General features: G+C 37.0%; 20 protein-coding genes. 18 read left to right on the top strand and 2 right to left on the bottom strand.

What is annotated here, in order from left to right; genetic code table 11:
- Positions 1-178: 178 nt before the first annotated feature.
- Together M3204_RS03530 and M3204_RS03525 are read right to left on the bottom strand one after the other, a co-directional pair.
- Entirely contained in the window at positions 179-601 is a 423-nt protein-coding gene (locus M3204_RS03530; RefSeq protein WP_251478606.1) for a hypothetical protein, read from the bottom strand.
- A gap of 122 nt (positions 602-723) precedes the next feature.
- Positions 724-1,095 carry a hypothetical protein gene (locus tag M3204_RS03525; protein WP_251478604.1) on the bottom strand — a complete coding sequence of 124 codons (372 nt, stop codon included), beginning with the start codon at positions 1,093-1,095 and terminating at the stop codon, positions 724-726.
- Positions 1,096-1,349: 254 nt separating this feature from the next.
- On the opposite strand from M3204_RS03525, the gene M3204_RS03520 reads away from it, so the two are divergent.
- The 18 genes from M3204_RS03520 (at position 1,350) to M3204_RS03435 (ending at position 14,666) form a co-directional block, all read left to right on the top strand.
- Entirely contained in the window at positions 1,350-2,774 is a 1,425-nt protein-coding gene (locus M3204_RS03520; RefSeq protein WP_251478602.1) for a hypothetical protein, read from the top strand.
- A complete protein-coding gene (locus M3204_RS03515) occupies positions 2,761-3,078 on the top strand; it encodes a hypothetical protein (protein ID WP_251478600.1) in 318 nt (105 codons plus the stop codon). The genes M3204_RS03520 and M3204_RS03515 overlap by 14 nt, the downstream gene beginning before the upstream one ends.
- A gap of 2 nt (positions 3,079-3,080) precedes the next feature.
- Positions 3,081-3,713 (top strand): hypothetical protein, encoded by a 633-nt coding sequence (locus tag M3204_RS03510; protein ID WP_251478598.1) that lies wholly within the window; start codon positions 3,081-3,083, stop codon positions 3,711-3,713.
- Positions 3,714-4,167: 454 nt separating this feature from the next.
- On the top strand, positions 4,168-4,368 hold the full coding sequence (locus tag M3204_RS03505) for a hypothetical protein (RefSeq protein ID WP_251478596.1): 201 nt from the start codon (positions 4,168-4,170) through the stop codon (positions 4,366-4,368).
- A gap of 143 nt (positions 4,369-4,511) precedes the next feature.
- Positions 4,512-5,036, top strand: a complete 525-nt coding sequence (locus M3204_RS03500; RefSeq protein WP_251478594.1) for a GNAT family N-acetyltransferase — start codon at positions 4,512-4,514, stop codon at positions 5,034-5,036.
- Between the two features lie 415 nt (positions 5,037-5,451).
- On the top strand, positions 5,452-5,547 hold the full coding sequence (locus tag M3204_RS23840) for a hypothetical protein (protein ID WP_353056028.1): 96 nt from the start codon (positions 5,452-5,454) through the stop codon (positions 5,545-5,547).
- A 112-nt stretch (positions 5,548-5,659) separates the two neighbouring features.
- Entirely contained in the window at positions 5,660-6,193 is a 534-nt protein-coding gene (locus M3204_RS03490; RefSeq protein WP_251478592.1) for a phage terminase small subunit P27 family, read from the top strand.
- A complete protein-coding gene (locus M3204_RS03485; protein ID WP_251478590.1) occupies positions 6,190-7,887 on the top strand; it encodes a terminase large subunit in 1,698 nt (565 codons plus the stop codon). Before M3204_RS03490 ends, M3204_RS03485 begins: the two co-directional genes overlap by 4 nt.
- Positions 7,888-8,116: 229 nt before the next feature.
- Positions 8,117-9,346 (top strand): phage portal protein, encoded by a 1,230-nt coding sequence (locus tag M3204_RS03480; protein WP_251478588.1) that lies wholly within the window; start codon positions 8,117-8,119, stop codon positions 9,344-9,346.
- Positions 9,346-10,095: a head maturation protease, ClpP-related gene (locus tag M3204_RS03475; RefSeq protein WP_251478586.1), complete on the top strand. Its 750-nt coding sequence runs from the start codon at positions 9,346-9,348 to the stop codon at positions 10,093-10,095. Before M3204_RS03480 ends, M3204_RS03475 begins: the two co-directional genes overlap by 1 nt.
- Before the next feature lie 39 nt (positions 10,096-10,134).
- On the top strand, positions 10,135-11,322 hold the full coding sequence (locus M3204_RS03470) for a phage major capsid protein (RefSeq protein WP_251478584.1): 1,188 nt from the start codon (positions 10,135-10,137) through the stop codon (positions 11,320-11,322).
- A gap of 13 nt (positions 11,323-11,335) precedes the next feature.
- The gene (locus M3204_RS03465; RefSeq protein WP_251478582.1) at positions 11,336-11,650 is read left to right on the top strand and encodes a hypothetical protein; all 315 of its coding nucleotides are present in this window, start codon (positions 11,336-11,338) and stop codon (positions 11,648-11,650) included.
- A 63-nt stretch (positions 11,651-11,713) separates the two neighbouring features.
- A complete protein-coding gene (locus M3204_RS03460) occupies positions 11,714-12,250 on the top strand; it encodes a head-tail connector protein (protein WP_251478580.1) in 537 nt (178 codons plus the stop codon).
- Entirely contained in the window at positions 12,250-12,726 is a 477-nt protein-coding gene (locus tag M3204_RS03455) for a hypothetical protein (RefSeq protein WP_251478578.1), read from the top strand. The genes M3204_RS03460 and M3204_RS03455 overlap by 1 nt, the downstream gene beginning before the upstream one ends.
- The gene (locus M3204_RS03450) at positions 12,723-13,136 is read left to right on the top strand and encodes a hypothetical protein (RefSeq protein WP_251478576.1); all 414 of its coding nucleotides are present in this window, start codon (positions 12,723-12,725) and stop codon (positions 13,134-13,136) included. Before M3204_RS03455 ends, M3204_RS03450 begins: the two co-directional genes overlap by 4 nt.
- A gap of 15 nt (positions 13,137-13,151) precedes the next feature.
- Positions 13,152-13,316, top strand: a complete 165-nt coding sequence (locus M3204_RS03445; protein WP_251478574.1) for a hypothetical protein — start codon at positions 13,152-13,154, stop codon at positions 13,314-13,316.
- Positions 13,316-14,278 carry a phage tail tube protein gene (locus tag M3204_RS03440; protein ID WP_251478572.1) on the top strand — a complete coding sequence of 321 codons (963 nt, stop codon included), beginning with the start codon at positions 13,316-13,318 and terminating at the stop codon, positions 14,276-14,278. The genes M3204_RS03445 and M3204_RS03440 overlap by 1 nt, the downstream gene beginning before the upstream one ends.
- 13 nt (positions 14,279-14,291) lie before the next feature.
- The gene (locus tag M3204_RS03435; protein ID WP_251478570.1) at positions 14,292-14,666 is read left to right on the top strand and encodes a hypothetical protein; all 375 of its coding nucleotides are present in this window, start codon (positions 14,292-14,294) and stop codon (positions 14,664-14,666) included.
- Positions 14,667-14,782 lie beyond the last annotated feature (116 nt).

Genomic DNA, 14,782 nt, shown 5'->3' with positions numbered 1-14,782 from the left:
AAAGGGAGCTTTTTTAGTTTCGTTGGTATGGCTTAAGGAAGTAAAAGTTTGTGTTGATTAGAATCAATACATGAAAAAAAGGAATAAAAAGCACAATTAGGATTTAATTCTTTGAATAGAGATTTAATAAATTTCCTATAAAAAGAGGACTTTTTAGTAAGTCCTCTTTTTCATAATTCTATTGATTATAAAGCTCTTTGTAAGCAATTAATTTTAATGCGGTAATTTCCTCATCCGTCAATTTATCTTGAAATTCTTGTAAAATTTCTTCCTTTGAAATGCTACCTTCTTCAACCCTTGATTGTATAGCTTGAAGTTCGGTTATTCCTACGTTTTGTACTAAAACTTTAATTGCTTCTTCTTTAGTTGTAAATGGTAAAGTACTCTGATTAATTGATTTAGTATTTTCTAAGAGAGCTTTTAGTTCCGGGTCACTTTCAATTGTTTGTTTAATGTTCTCTATTTCTCCGCTATTCACCAATTCCGATGAAACAACATCCATTAACTTTTCTGAAGCCAAATTCGTTCCGATATAATAAACGCCATAAAATAATGCGCATGAGATAATGATTGCTATAATTACTACTCTGATGATTCTCATATACTTCTCTCCATGTTCGTATGTAATTTAATAAAATTGAGGACTACATGGTAAGTATAACATTACAATTGTTCACTAACACTCAGGGCTTTTGAAATTTATAAGCGAGTGAGCTTTTAATCTTAACTTGGCTTCTTGATAGATCCCATACCTTCTAATATTATCTTGGCATCAGCATTTATATATGCAGAAATGTCACTCCTTAAAAACAACTGGGAGTTATCCCTCACCAAGACCTTTAATCCTCTTAAATCAAACTTAGAAGCATACGAATTTGTAGCGTTGATTATTGACATGTCCTTTCTTGTAAGAGGTTGAACCCCTTCTTGCTGCCTATCTGAAATGAATTCAAGCAGAGCTCTTGCATTGCTGTTCAGCTTGTTTTTATTTTCATTTAGAACAGTCAAATTTTCTTCCAGGTATACTCGCGCAGTACCAAAATCAAGATCCTCAACATATTTGTTAATCGTGGCTGTAAGTTCTTTCAGATTCACTAATTACATCTCCTTATATGGTTGCAATTTCATAAACCTACTATCGGTTGTTCCGCATAAAAGTTTTAATGCGTTACGGTTACACATAAAAAATAAATGTGTAATTCATTTCCAGTAAGTTATACAATGATATATATACCAAGGCTTCCAGACTTTAGGTGAATTCAACAAAATATAAGATATGAGTAATTAAAAGTGAAAAGTAAAGTTCAATGTATTATACTTATGACAATAATGTACCGGAGGTATGTTTTTTGCAAAGCATAAAAAATCGGGTTCTAAAGCTTAGAAGACTGGATGAGTATAGAACTAGAAAAGTTTTAAAATATAGAAGGTTTTTCCGGGAAGAAAAAAGAAGAAATAGGAAGGCCAAAATTCGATTAATTAAAGCTGAAAATGGTAAGAATTGGAATGAAAAAGCTTTTTTTTCTTTTCTTAAAAGTACAAAATTTGTAGAGAATGACAAGACAAGATTAAAATACATAGATAATAAAGTTCTTGTTTCTGTACCACCAGTATTTTCTTTGATGAAGAATCCCGAAGAAGTTCTGAGGGTATATCACTTACTGTATCAACTTTCATCAAAAAAGGACCTGAAAGGTATTTATTTTGACCACTCTAATTGCATAGAATTAGATATTGGTGCTTCGACTATAATGGATGTTTTAGTGATGAACTTAGACAACTTATTTAAAAGAAGGCGAAATAGAGGTCTGGATTATAGTGGGATACTTCCTGCTGATAATTCAATTAAAGTACTTCTTTTTGTAAGTGGTTTGTTGAATCACTTGAATGTAGATCCAGAGATAAAGCAAAAAATTAAAGAATCCATTAAAGTTGAACTTTTAGAACTTATTAATGGAGGGAAACATACTAATACTTATAGGGTATCAAATGCAGAAACATCTGCTACAACTAGTACCAAAATAACAGAGTATTTTAACAACTGTCTAAATACTCAAGGTATCGAGTTAACCACAGATGGACTAATACTTATCTCAAGTATAGTTGCCGAAGTAATTGACAATTGTAGAATCCATTCTGGAGAATTCAAACAGTGGTTTACACTCGGGCACTATATTATTAAACCAGGTGAAGAACATGGAGAATGTAATTTAGTAATATTTAATTTCGGTCAAACTATTTATGAGGGATTAAAACGCCATATGGACAATATTCCTGAAGATTCCACAGACTCGATTAGTTTAGATTTGAAAAATTCTTTGTATAAACTAACTAGCTTGCATTCAAAAAAGAAATTTTTTGGACCAAGTTGGAATGAAGAAGTATTATGGACACTTTACGCATTACAGGATGGAGTAAGTAGGTTTAGAACCGATAAAACTTCAGACAGGGGAACTGGTACAGTTGAATTCATAAATGCCTTTCAACAGATAGGCGACACTATTCATGGAAAACAATCTGAAATGTGTTTGATTTCAGGCAATGCTATGATCAACTTTACAAATAAATACAGAATATCTGACGTTATTAAAGATGGGGAACCTAGACAAATCATTGCATTTAATAAAGAGAACGATTTGAACTTACCACCTGATAAGAATAATGTAAGATTACTTAAAAACTATTTTCCCGGCACTATTCTCAATATCAAATTTTATATTGACGGTGAATTTATTTCTCAAAAATTAGAGGGGGTGCAAGATGTTGACAATTAAAATGGAAAACCACAGAGTTAAAAATTCAAAAGTATATTCAGGCAGAGAAGAAGGCTATGAATTAAGAGAAAAATTAAATTTAGAAGCTATTGATAAAACAAAAGAACCAATCTTATTTGAATTTCCAGTTGATACACTCTCGCTAACTCCTTCATTTTTCTTAGGTTTATTTGGGGCGAGTATAAGGAAATTAGGGGCAGCAGAATTCAGGCAAGTTTATCACTTTAGAGGGACAGATGTTATAAATAGATCAATTGAAAATGGAATCATAAGAGCGTTAAAACGTTCAAACCCATTAGGATAATAATGAACACAATTATTTCATTAATTTTTCTGTTTTTCCTAAGTGTTATTTTTTTCATTAATATGATTTTTTCAGACGGACGTGAAATATTAAGTTTCATGAGTAATGGCTTTAATGAGGGAAATGCAAGGACTATAAACAGTATAATTACATCATTTACAAGTCTCGCTACTGCTTTAATTGCCCTAATAAATTTAGCAGTGGTGGTGTTAATTTTTAGAAAAAATAAAAAAGATGATAATGAGGAGAAAGAAAAAAAGAAGTTTTCCTTTTGGTACCAAGACATTATAATTAAAAATTATATACCAAAAGTAGAAACCTTTTATAAGGAAATTGATAAACTGGCAAAAGAAATATTGAAGGATCCTGCTGAAAAGCAAGAGCTATTATTAAAAATCAGTGAGCAATTTACAGATTTCAATTTGGAATTTGTGGAACTCATAAAGATTTTGAACGAAGATTTTGCAAGTTATTTGTCAAATCACTTAGAGGGTTTAGAAGATTATCTGCATGAAACTTTGGGAGCAAATAATGTTCTCGGTTTTTCTCATACTGAAATTGTTGATAACAAAAGAATGCTTATTATTTCTCTATTCAATTTTGATAAACACAATTATGACTTTAGTAATTCTTAATTTAATAAAATGGCAGACAATAGGCAGAAAAATGAACGAAGATTTTATTTTAAAGATGTTATTATGATATTGGGTTAAAGGATTTATTAAGCTTCTTTCAATTGAGAGGAGCTTTTTTTGTTCCTTACTTAATTAAAATAATCTACTTTTGTTTCCGAATAGATCAATTGTAATAAAGAACAGCGCACATACCATAGAGTTCTTCAATTTACCCGTAAAACTTGAATCCAATCGACTACTTGAGTGTATTGAGACGGCTTGCCTGCCTGAGATGGGAAAGTTTTTCGCAGGAACTAATTGATTGGCACAGATAAAGGAAAAAACAAGTTCTTAAGAGGGTGGAAAACTTTTAATAGTTACTATTAAAAAGCAGCCTTACGAGGGTACTTTTGGATTTTTATGCAGGAAAATATCTCCTTTTGTCGAAATCAGTAGATGAAGGGAGGGCTGAAATATGAAAAAGTTTAGAGTTACATTCCATTTCGGCAAAGAGAATACAGTATCTTTTTTTACTGAAGGAGAGAATAAGGAAAGTATTTTAGAATCAGTTAAATATGAAGAAAAAGGTTTTGACTTTAATCAAAACAGCGCTTTATTTAGAGTTAATCTGGCTAATGTTAACTATGTTTCAGTTGTTGAAATCAAAAAAAGATAAAGGCGAAGCATCCTTTTAAGGATGCTTTTTATATAGGATTCCCACTCAACTACCCGAGGGGTCAAAAGAAAGAAAAAGAAAATATAAATGAAATAGACTTTCAAATGTATTAAACTATCGAAAAAAAGGGGTTAACGGAGTACATGAATTTGCAAAACATATTTAAAATCCTAAATTCCAAAAAAATTAATAAGAAAAAAACTATTATTAATAAAAAAGATAACGAGATTAAGTTAGAGAAAATTAGAAAATATAAGGAGCAACTTAATCCACCATTTCCAGTAGGTAAAAGTATAGTGTATACAAAATTTGGTGAACCTGTTCTATTAATAAAACCTGAAGATTTAAGTGAGGATCTTTTAATATATAGAATGTATATAAACGATGATAAGTCGTTTATTTGTTTTCAAATAAACCTTATCGTCGATAATGAAGTTCTTCAGATAGCTGACATACAAGTCTTAGATAAAAAGCATTTTAGAAAGGGATATGGAACCTTGTTGTTGGAAGAGGCAATAAAACTTGCAAAGTATCGTGGCCTAAATAAAGTAACCGGCTGGATGGCATACGATAATCAAGAACATCATGAAAGGCAACTTGCTTTTTATAAAAATAATGGTTTTACAATTTTAGAGGATAATTTACATTTTGAAATGCTAATAAACTAATATACAAACGACGAAAAATTAATAATAAGTAATTCACCGTTTTTAAAAGTCCTTTGAAACAATAAAACAATTGTTTAAAAGAAAGAGCAACCTTTGGAGGGTGCTTTTTTAAGTTGTATGAAAGAGCGAATGGAGCTGTGAGAGGAAGAAGAAGGAGATAGTTTCTGAAGATGCCAAGTAAACCATTAAAACCATGTAACAAAATGGGGTGTCCAAAGTTAACAAGAGATCGATATTGTGATGACCATAAACAATAAAATATAGTTACGATTTAAACCGAGGCAAGTATTACGAAAGAGGATACGGACACCAGTGGAGGAAGGCGAGAGTGGGTTTCCTAGCACAAAATCTTTTCTGTGTTAGGTGTGGAGATATTGCAACAGTAGTGGACCATATCAAACCACATAAAGGGGATATGATTCTGTTTTGGAATGTTCATAACTGGCAAAGTCTATGTGCCAGTTGTCACTCAAGTAAGACTGTGAAGGAAGATGGTGGATTCGGAAGATAAAATAGCCAGGGTAGGGGGGATCTTAAAAGTTTGGGTAAATTTCCTATGTACCGCCCCCCAGGTTTCTGCAGAAAAAATTCCCCACTGAAAATTTTGGAAAGGAGGTAAACGGATGGCAGGAAAGAGGCAGCCGGTTGAATTGTTATTGTTGAAAGGAAAAAAACACTTAACAAAGAAAGAAATTGCAGAAAGGAAGGCTACCGAAGTTAAAGCGCCAGCTGATAAAGTAAGGGCTCCGGCTTACCTTCCGAAAGATTTGAAAAGGGAATTTAAAAAAATAGCAGACGAGCTTGTGAGGATTGAGATTATGACAAATCTTGATGTAGACGCATTAGCTCGTTTTTTATTTGCTAAAAAAATGTATCTAGAAGTTACGGAATCACTTATGGAAATTTGTCCTACGGAGGAAGTTGAATATGTAAAGAAGGACCAACAAGGAAATGTAATTGAAGAAGGTTTAAAAACAGTTTCAAACGCTTCTTACTCCGACCTTCTTATCAACCAGGACAAGTTGTTTAAACAGTGCCGATCTGCAGCAAGTGATTTGGGATTAACTATTTCCTCACGGGTGAGACTAATCATTCCAAAGCAAGAGGAAAAGCCTCCACAAAATGAGGCTGAAAAGCGGTTCGGTGATCGTGTATGAACCTGGGCGAAAGGGTCCTCAACTATGTAAATGATATATTGGATGGTACGATTCCAGCCGGTCAAAAACATATTTGGGCCTGCCAGAGATTCTTAAATGATTTAGAGCACACTCAAGAGGATGATTGCTGGTTTTATTTTGATATTGAGCAACTATACGATTTTTACGAGTGGGCTAAACAATTCAAGCACTTTAAAGGAGTGCTGGCTGGACAGTATATTGAACTAACAGATTTTCAGTTATTCGTTGCGGCCAATATCTTCGGCTTCCTCCATAAGAAGACACATAAAAGACGGTTCTTAAGAGCGTTTATTGAGCTGGCGAGAAAGAACGCGAAATCTCAATTTTTAGCCATTGTTGCTTCATATATCACCTTTCTTTCTGATCAGTTGGAAGAATGTTATATAGCAGGTTGGAACCGACAACAATCCAGTCTGGTATACAACGATATTGTTAAGCAACTCAGTGCATGTGACATGCTGCATGGCAAATACAAAGAAGCTTACGGGAAAATCACTCATTTTAGAAGCGGATCCATTATAGTCCCACTCTCAAAAGAGGCGAAAAAAACAGGTGAAGGTACGAACCCGAGCTTAGGGATTGTTGATGAATATAAGGACCATGAAACTTCCGAGATTCACGATGTAATTGATTCTGGTATGGGTGCCAGGGAAAACACGCTCATGTTCATCATTACTACAGCTGGGACCAATTTGAATGGCCCTTGCTTTAAAGAATATAAATATTGCTCTCAGGTGCTAGATCCTGAAAATCCAGTTGAAAACGATGAGTATTTTATCATTATTTGTGAACTTGATAAAGATGACGACATAAAAGACGAAAAAAACTGGATTAAAGCAAACCCAATCGTTGCGACTTATGAAGCTGGCATCAAGAAACTTCGTAGTGATTTGAAGCTTGCAGTAGATAATCCAGAAAAGATGCGTACATTTTTAACCAAAAGGATGAACATATGGGTGGACCAAAAAGAAAATGGTTATATGGATATGACCAGATGGAATGCTTGTGGCAGGGATCTTGATTGGGAAGAGTTACGCGGTTGCGAAGTTGTTGTAGGAATTGACTTATCAGCTAAGATTGACTTAACTAGCGTAAATTTTGAAGCTAAGAAAGATAAAAAATATCTAATTAAGAATCATAGTTTTATGCCTGAAGAGACAATAGCGTTACGGGCCAAAACAGACCGTGCTCATTACCAATTATGGGCAAAGGATGGATGGATTACACCAACCCCAGGCGCAGTTGTGGATTATAGTTTTATCAAGCGGTACATCAAGGATAAGGAAGAAAAATACGGTTTAATTATTAAAGAGATTCCAGCGGATCCTTGGAATGCGACTCAATTCACGCAAGATATGGAGAGCGAAGGATATACTGTGGTCGAAATGAGGCAGGGTATAAAAACATTGGGTGAAGCAACGAAAGATTTCCGTGAGCAAGTTTATCAAGGAAATGTGGTGCATGACAATAGCCCAGTACTGGCATTTGCGATGGCAAACGCTGTGACAAAAAGTGATTCGAACGACAACATTATGCTAGATAAATCAAAATCAACAGAACGCATTGACCCGGCAGCTGCCACGATAAACTCCCATGCCAGGGCTATGCATGGTGACTTTAAGCCAGATATCAATGAACTAACTGATGATTACCTAACAATGATGGGATGGTGAGAGATTTTGGCTAAATTACTAAAAAGAAATATAGCTGTATTATTGAAAAGTCTTTTGACCACTTGGTTGGAAGATTTTTTTATATTCTTAGGAATTGCAATTGTTTTATTTACAACATATCAGATGTTCGGGGTGAATATCGGAAACTATTCACTTGGTTTCGTTTTAATGGTTCTGGGTTTTGTACTAGCTAAAAAGTGATTGAACTGGGGTGAAGGGAGGTGACTATGTGATTTTTAAAAACTTGCTAAACTCCGGATTTAAAAACCAGACTGTTGATTTGAAAAGTCCAACTCTATTGAAATGGCTAGGAATTGATCCAGATACTCCGAAGGATAAGCTTTCTGAAGCTACTTATTTTGCATGTATGAAAATCCTTGCTGAAAGTATTGGGAAATTACCTTTGAAAATGTACCAAACAACGGAAAAAGGAATTGTGAAAAGTGATAAAAGTGACCTTTATCAGGTCTTTAAATTACGTCCAAATCCTTATATGACATCCACCGTTTTTTGGTCAACAGTCGAAATGAATAGAAATCATCATGGCAATGCATTTGTATGGCAGCGATTCGATGGCCCAAAACTAAAAGATTTATGGATTATGCCTAGCGAGGATGTATCCGTCATTATTGATGACGCTGGTATTTTGGCGACTAAAGATAAGATGTGGTACAAATACCAGGACAAACAATCCAAGAAAACCTATATTTTCGGAAATGAAGAGGTTTTACATTTTAAAACTTCCATTACTTTCAATGGCATTACAGGAATGGCAGTAAAGGATATCCTAAAGAGTACGGTCGAAGGAAGCCTTGAAAGTCAAAAGTTCATGAACAATCTTTATAAGACGGGACTGACAGGAAAGGCCGTACTTGAATACACCGGCGATTTAGATAAGGATGCCAAGGACCGTTTAGTTAAGGGATTCGAGGATTTTGCTAATGGTTCAAAGAATGCTGGAAAGATTATTCCGGTTCCATTAGGGATGAAGTTGGTACCTTTAGACATAAAGCTGACAGACAGCCAATTTTTTGAGCTTAAAAAATATACAGCCTTGCAGATCGCAGCTGCCTTTGGAATTAAGCCGAATCAAATCAATGATTACGAAAAGTCGAGTTATGCGAGCGCTGAAGCGCAGAACCTTTCTTTTTACGTTGATACGTTGTTATATCCATTAAAGCAATATGAAGAGGAAATTACGTTTAAAAGTTTAAGTAGCCAGCTGATAAATGCAGGCTACTTTTTTAAATTCAATGTAAATGTAATTTTACGTGCAGATATCAAGAGTCAAATTGAAGCCTTGTCTAAAGGGGTAAACAATGCGATTTACACTCCAAATGAAGCTAGAGGTTATCTTGACCTACCAGCTGAAGAAGGTGGAGATATTCTGATGACAAACGGAAACTACATTCCAATTAACCTAGTTGGAACGCAATACCAGAAAGGAGGTGACAGCTAGTGCCGTTTTGGGAATTTATTAAGAACCAAGCTACAGCCGATAATCCGGAAAGCGTGGAACTGAGGATTGAAGGCGATATCATCGATGACGGTGATTTATGGATCTATGAGTGGTTCGGTGAACCTGCCACTGCTCCCAATGCATTTAAGGAAGAGTTGAAGGAATTCTCTGGCCAAGATTTAACGGTGTGGATTGACAGCTACGGAGGAAGCGTCTTTGCTGGCGCAAGTATTTACAATGCCCTGAAAGAGCATAAAGGGAAGGTCATTGTTAAAGTAGACAGCAAAGCAATGAGTGCTGCTTCAGTGATTGCAATGGCTGGGGATGAGATACATATGTCTCCTGTCGCCGTCATGATGATTCACAACCCTCTTATTGGGACATATGGAGATATGCACGAATTACGAAGGGTGGCAGACATTCTTGATACGATTAAGGATTCCATTATCAATGCTTATGTTACCAAGACTGGTAAGACGCCAGAGGAGATTTCCTCCATGATGGATGATGAAACTTGGATGTCTGCGAATGTAGCAGTGAAAAATGGATTCGCGGATAGCGTTTTATACCAGGATGAGCCCTTTGATGTCCAAAACATGAAGGGTATTTCCTTTAACCGACTGGAAGTGTTGAATAGCGCAAATCAATCTATCGAGGATGCTATTAAACTCTTTGATAAACCAAATCCAGTCAATGAAAATCTAGAAACGAAAAAAGAAATGCTGCTTATGGAATTAGAATTGATCTAATTCTTTTTTTATACCTAAAAACGAAGGAGTGTTCACTCAATGAACAAAGAATTACGCGAAATGTTGGAGAAAATCAGCAATAAGAAAGCAGAAGCAAAACGCCTTCTTGCTGAAAATAAAATCGAAGAAGCAAAAGCAGCACGTGACGAAGCGCAGGAGCTGCAGAATAAATTTGATATCGCCAAAGATCTATATGACGATGAGAAAACCAACGCTCAGAACCTGGCTCCGGTACCGTTTGTGACCAACGATGCGCCTACTTACAAGGATGTGTTCATGAAGGCAATTCGTGGGTACAATCTTTCTGGAGAGGAAAGGGATTTACTCGCAGCAAATTACGTACGGCCTGAAAATAAACTATCATCTGCGAGTGGTCCAGATGGTGGTTATGTAATCCCTGAAGATATCACGACAGACATCAATGAACTAAAGAAAACAGTGGATAACCTGGAACAATACGTAACAGTCGAGCCGGTTACAACTGACAAGGGTGCACGCACCCTGGAAAAGCGAGCTGACTCAACGCCGTTCACATTGCTATCAGAATACGGCAATCCTAATACAATGTCTGAAATGGATTCTCCTCAATTTGACCGTCTTTCTTATGAAATTGAGGACTATGCAGGCTTCCTTCCTGTACCAAATAATCTACTGAATGACAGTGACCAAGCATTGGAAGCTTATTTGAAAAAGTGGATCGCAAAGAAATCAAAAGCTACTCGTAACAGCTTGATTCTTGCAGCATTAAACACGTTAGTAAAGACTACAATTTCAGGAAATCTTGTTGACGGAATCAAAAAAATCCTAAACGTCACCCTTGATCCAGCATTCTCAGTTGGCGGTAAAATCTATACAAACCAAGACGGATTCAACAAGCTGGATACTCTGAAAACTTCTGATGGCAAGTATCTTCTAGAGGATGATATCACTAGCCCTTCAGGTAAAGCGATTTCTGGTCGCCAGGTGGTAGTCCTGTCTAACAAAACCATTGCTACAGTGGAGGACGGAGCGGCTGGAACAGCTATGGCACCATTCATTGTTGGTGACTTGAAAGAAGCAGTTGTTCTTTGGGATCGTGAACAACTATTAATCGATATGACCAAGGAAGGCGGCAATGCTTGGAGGTCAAATACTACTGAATTCCGTGCTATCGAGCGTGAAGACGTGACACTTTGGGATGATGAAGCTGTCGTGTATGCTCAATTCGATATCACGCCAGTGGCGTAAGGGGTGATAGTTGGTGAAAGGTACAGTAATTCAGAGGTTTCGCGATAAGGAATCTAATAAGGCGTTTGAAGTCGGAGCAACTTACGAGCATCAAAACAAAGAAAGATTCGCTGAGTTGAGCCGGAATGGATTTATTACAGTGGATGAGAACCAGGATTCAGACTCGAATCAGGATTCTCTTTTAAATGGAAATGCGCAAGATGTGATTGCTGCTTTGACAAATGACATTGACCCTGAAAAACTCCAGGCATTCCTAGAGGAAGAATCGAAGGGCAAAGACCGAAAGACAGTAAAAGAGCATATTGAGGCTCTTTTGGCTAAAGAGTAGGAAAGCAAGGAGAGGCTGCTAGTTAGCCTCTCCTTTTATGATTTTTATGAAAGGGGTTTGGTTATGCCTCTTAAATCCAACGCATTAACTTCCCTTGCTGCTGCAAAAGCTTACTTAAAGGCACAGGGTGACATTGATAATACTACCATCGAAGAGTTAATCAATGCCTCCTCTTCTGCCATAGAAAATTATTGCAAGCGGAAGTTTAAAGAACAGGCTTACCTGGAAGAAGAATACGATGGGACTGGTAAGAATCATATCTTGCTAGATCAATATCCAGTGAAGTCCATAGAGTCAGTTTCAATAGATGGGACTCTATTATCTACTGGACAGTACAAGGTGAAGAAAAGAAATGGCGTTCTTCTCAACAATGGCGGAATTTGGCCAAGAGGAGAAATTAATGTAACAGTTTCCTATACTGCTGGATATGTGGAGATTCCTGCAGACCTTGAACTTGCATGTAAACATCTGGTGAAGTCGTATTTTAGTACTGATATCGCAAATTTCTCAACTACTTTCCAAGAAGGTTTTGTATTTAGGCCGGAAGCTTTACCGGCTCAGGTTAAAGTATTGCTTGCACCTTATAAGAAGGTGATGTAATGGCACAGGAAATCAATGCAAGGGTTGAAATCAGTCATGAACTGAAACGTTTAATCGATCATAACAATGAAATTGCTCCTAAAGCCATCAAATCAGGTATGAAACTGATTACCAGGAACGTGCCTAAGCAGGTAAGGAAAAAAGTACGCTCCCTCGGATTGATTAAAACAGGAAGACTGGTTAAATCCATTCGAGGAAAAACAGGAAAAGATAAGTCTGTCATTGGATCGCAGCACTTTGTTGGTCATATTCTTGAAGGTGGAGCGAAATCACACGTAATTAAAGCAAAAAAAGGGAAGTATTTAAGAATTCCCATTGGCGGAAGATCACTATTTGTTAGACAAGTTCGTCACCCTGGTCATAAAGCATACAAGTTTCTTGAGGGTACAGTTGAACAGATGCAATCCTCTGGTGAAATCCAGAGTCTATTCTCACAAGGTGTGCAGCAAGCAATTGAGGAGTTGTCTTCAGGATGACAGATTTAAATATTATGGCCACAAAAATAAAGGATATTATCGTTACTGTGGAAGGAATCGCAGCTGCATATGATCATGAACCACAAAGCATGACTCAGTTACCTGCAGCTACACTGTATTTCGATGGATTTTCACAGTCGGATTCAGCGACAAGACGAAAATCAGTAAATTGGCGTTGGGTCATCAGGCTATATATCCCCTTGAATTCCAGTGATGTTACAAAGCCACAAATGGACATTCGGTATCTGCTTGTTAATACCATAAAACAATTACGTACGGATCCTTCTTTAGGAGGTTCCTGCTTATATCATACAGTTTCAGATGGGGATGTATTTGTAAATTTAGATCAACCAACTGCAATGATGCTCGCTGAGCTCTCATTGCTCGCAACTACGGAAGAAGATTTTTAAGGAGTGATTCCTTACATGGCGAATAATAAGAAAATCATATATATCGGGAACGAAGAACGGATTTTTCCGGGATTCGGTCAATTCAAGCCTGGTGATGAAGTGGAGCATGACGAAACACTTTTATCTACCGGGCTTTTTCGTGTGAAAAAACAAAAAGAAAAGAAAGATGGTGACGAATAATGCCATTTGGTGCTTTAGCACATATCGGGTTAGGTAAGGAAGTAACGTATGGAACACCTGTAGCGGCTGCGGACTATTTAAGGTTCGCCTCTGAGGGTTTGAATGAGGAAATTGAACAGGTCATTTCTGAAAACATCAGCGGAGTCGTGGATGAAGGAGCTTCCTATGAAGGAATGCGCAATATTTCAGGGGATATTTCATTTGATGTCTATCCAAATGTAGTTGGACATATGCTGAGAGCTGCTTTTGGTGCACCCGTTTCGACTGAAGTGGTTGCTGGCGTTTATCAGCATGTTTTCACACCTGTCCAAGCGAATTTCTCTAATGTCTGCGCTTTGCCTCCTTATACTTTAGAGGTTCACAGGGATATGGAACAAGCCTTTCAATACTCAGGAGCCGTGGTCAACGATCTCACATTCAGTTTCGGAACTGACAATAAACTGATGCAGGGATCTGCAGCAATCATCGCCAAAGCTTTGGCCCTAATTGCCAAAACAGCACCAAGTTTTGAAGCGACTAATCCATTTAGGTGGTTTCAAGCATCGGTGACTTTAGATGGAACACTGAATAAAGACATTTCCACAGTCGAATTCGGCATTCAAAACAACTTGGAGGGACGGGCTTCCCTGGATGGAACCAAGGTCATTTCTCGGGTCCTTCGCAATGGATTCCGAACTTTCCCGGTCAAATTCTCTTTAGATTTAAAAGATATGGCAGAGTACAACAAATTCCGTGCGCAAAATGAAGTTCCATTAAAAATCGAACTTACTGGCGATGTAATTAGTGGGACTAACAATTATAAAATGACCATCGATGTTCCTAAATTTAGGTTTTCTGCATTCCCAATCAACGTGGACGGCGCAGGGGCGATTGCTACTCAAGTAGACGGGTCTGCAAAGTATGATCCAGCTGCGTTACATGCAATGAAAATAACTTTGATCAACAGTACGGCTTCGTATTAAGGAGGAGTTTTAATTGGCTATGTTTTCAAAGGATAAACCGACAAAAAGAATTGAATTGGAGGGCGGTTGGGTAGATTTGCAACACCTATCCAAAGGTGTTAAAGACCAGATAGCAAGCAGATTGTCTGCTTCACTTGAAGGAATAGATCCTAAAGAACTACAGAATTTAGACAAGAACAGCAATGAGATGCCAACTGGCATGATCGGTATGGTTGGAAAAGTACAGCAAGTTGAATACTACAAACTTTCCAAAGCAATCAAGGCCTGGAGTGCTCAAGAAGTTGTGACTGAAGAAACGGTCCAGGGTCTTGATGAGGAAATCTTCAATAAAATTTCCGAAGAAATCAACAAAATGAATGAACTATCAAAAGAAGAAGTAAAAAACTAGAAGTCGCCGTTTCCCGATCGATGGGGAACGGCGACTTTTCTAATGATTATCTAAAAATATTTTTGATGTGCAAGGAGTTTCATTGTTTGCCCTATGAGGGCGGATATTTAGACCAA

Source organism: Mesobacillus subterraneus (genome assembly GCF_023715485.1).
GTDB classification, from domain to species: domain Bacteria; phylum Bacillota; class Bacilli; order Bacillales; family Cytobacillaceae; genus Mesobacillus; species Mesobacillus subterraneus_B.
Note: the sequence above shows the minus strand (reverse complement) of the source record. Positions and strands in the feature narration are given on the sequence as shown.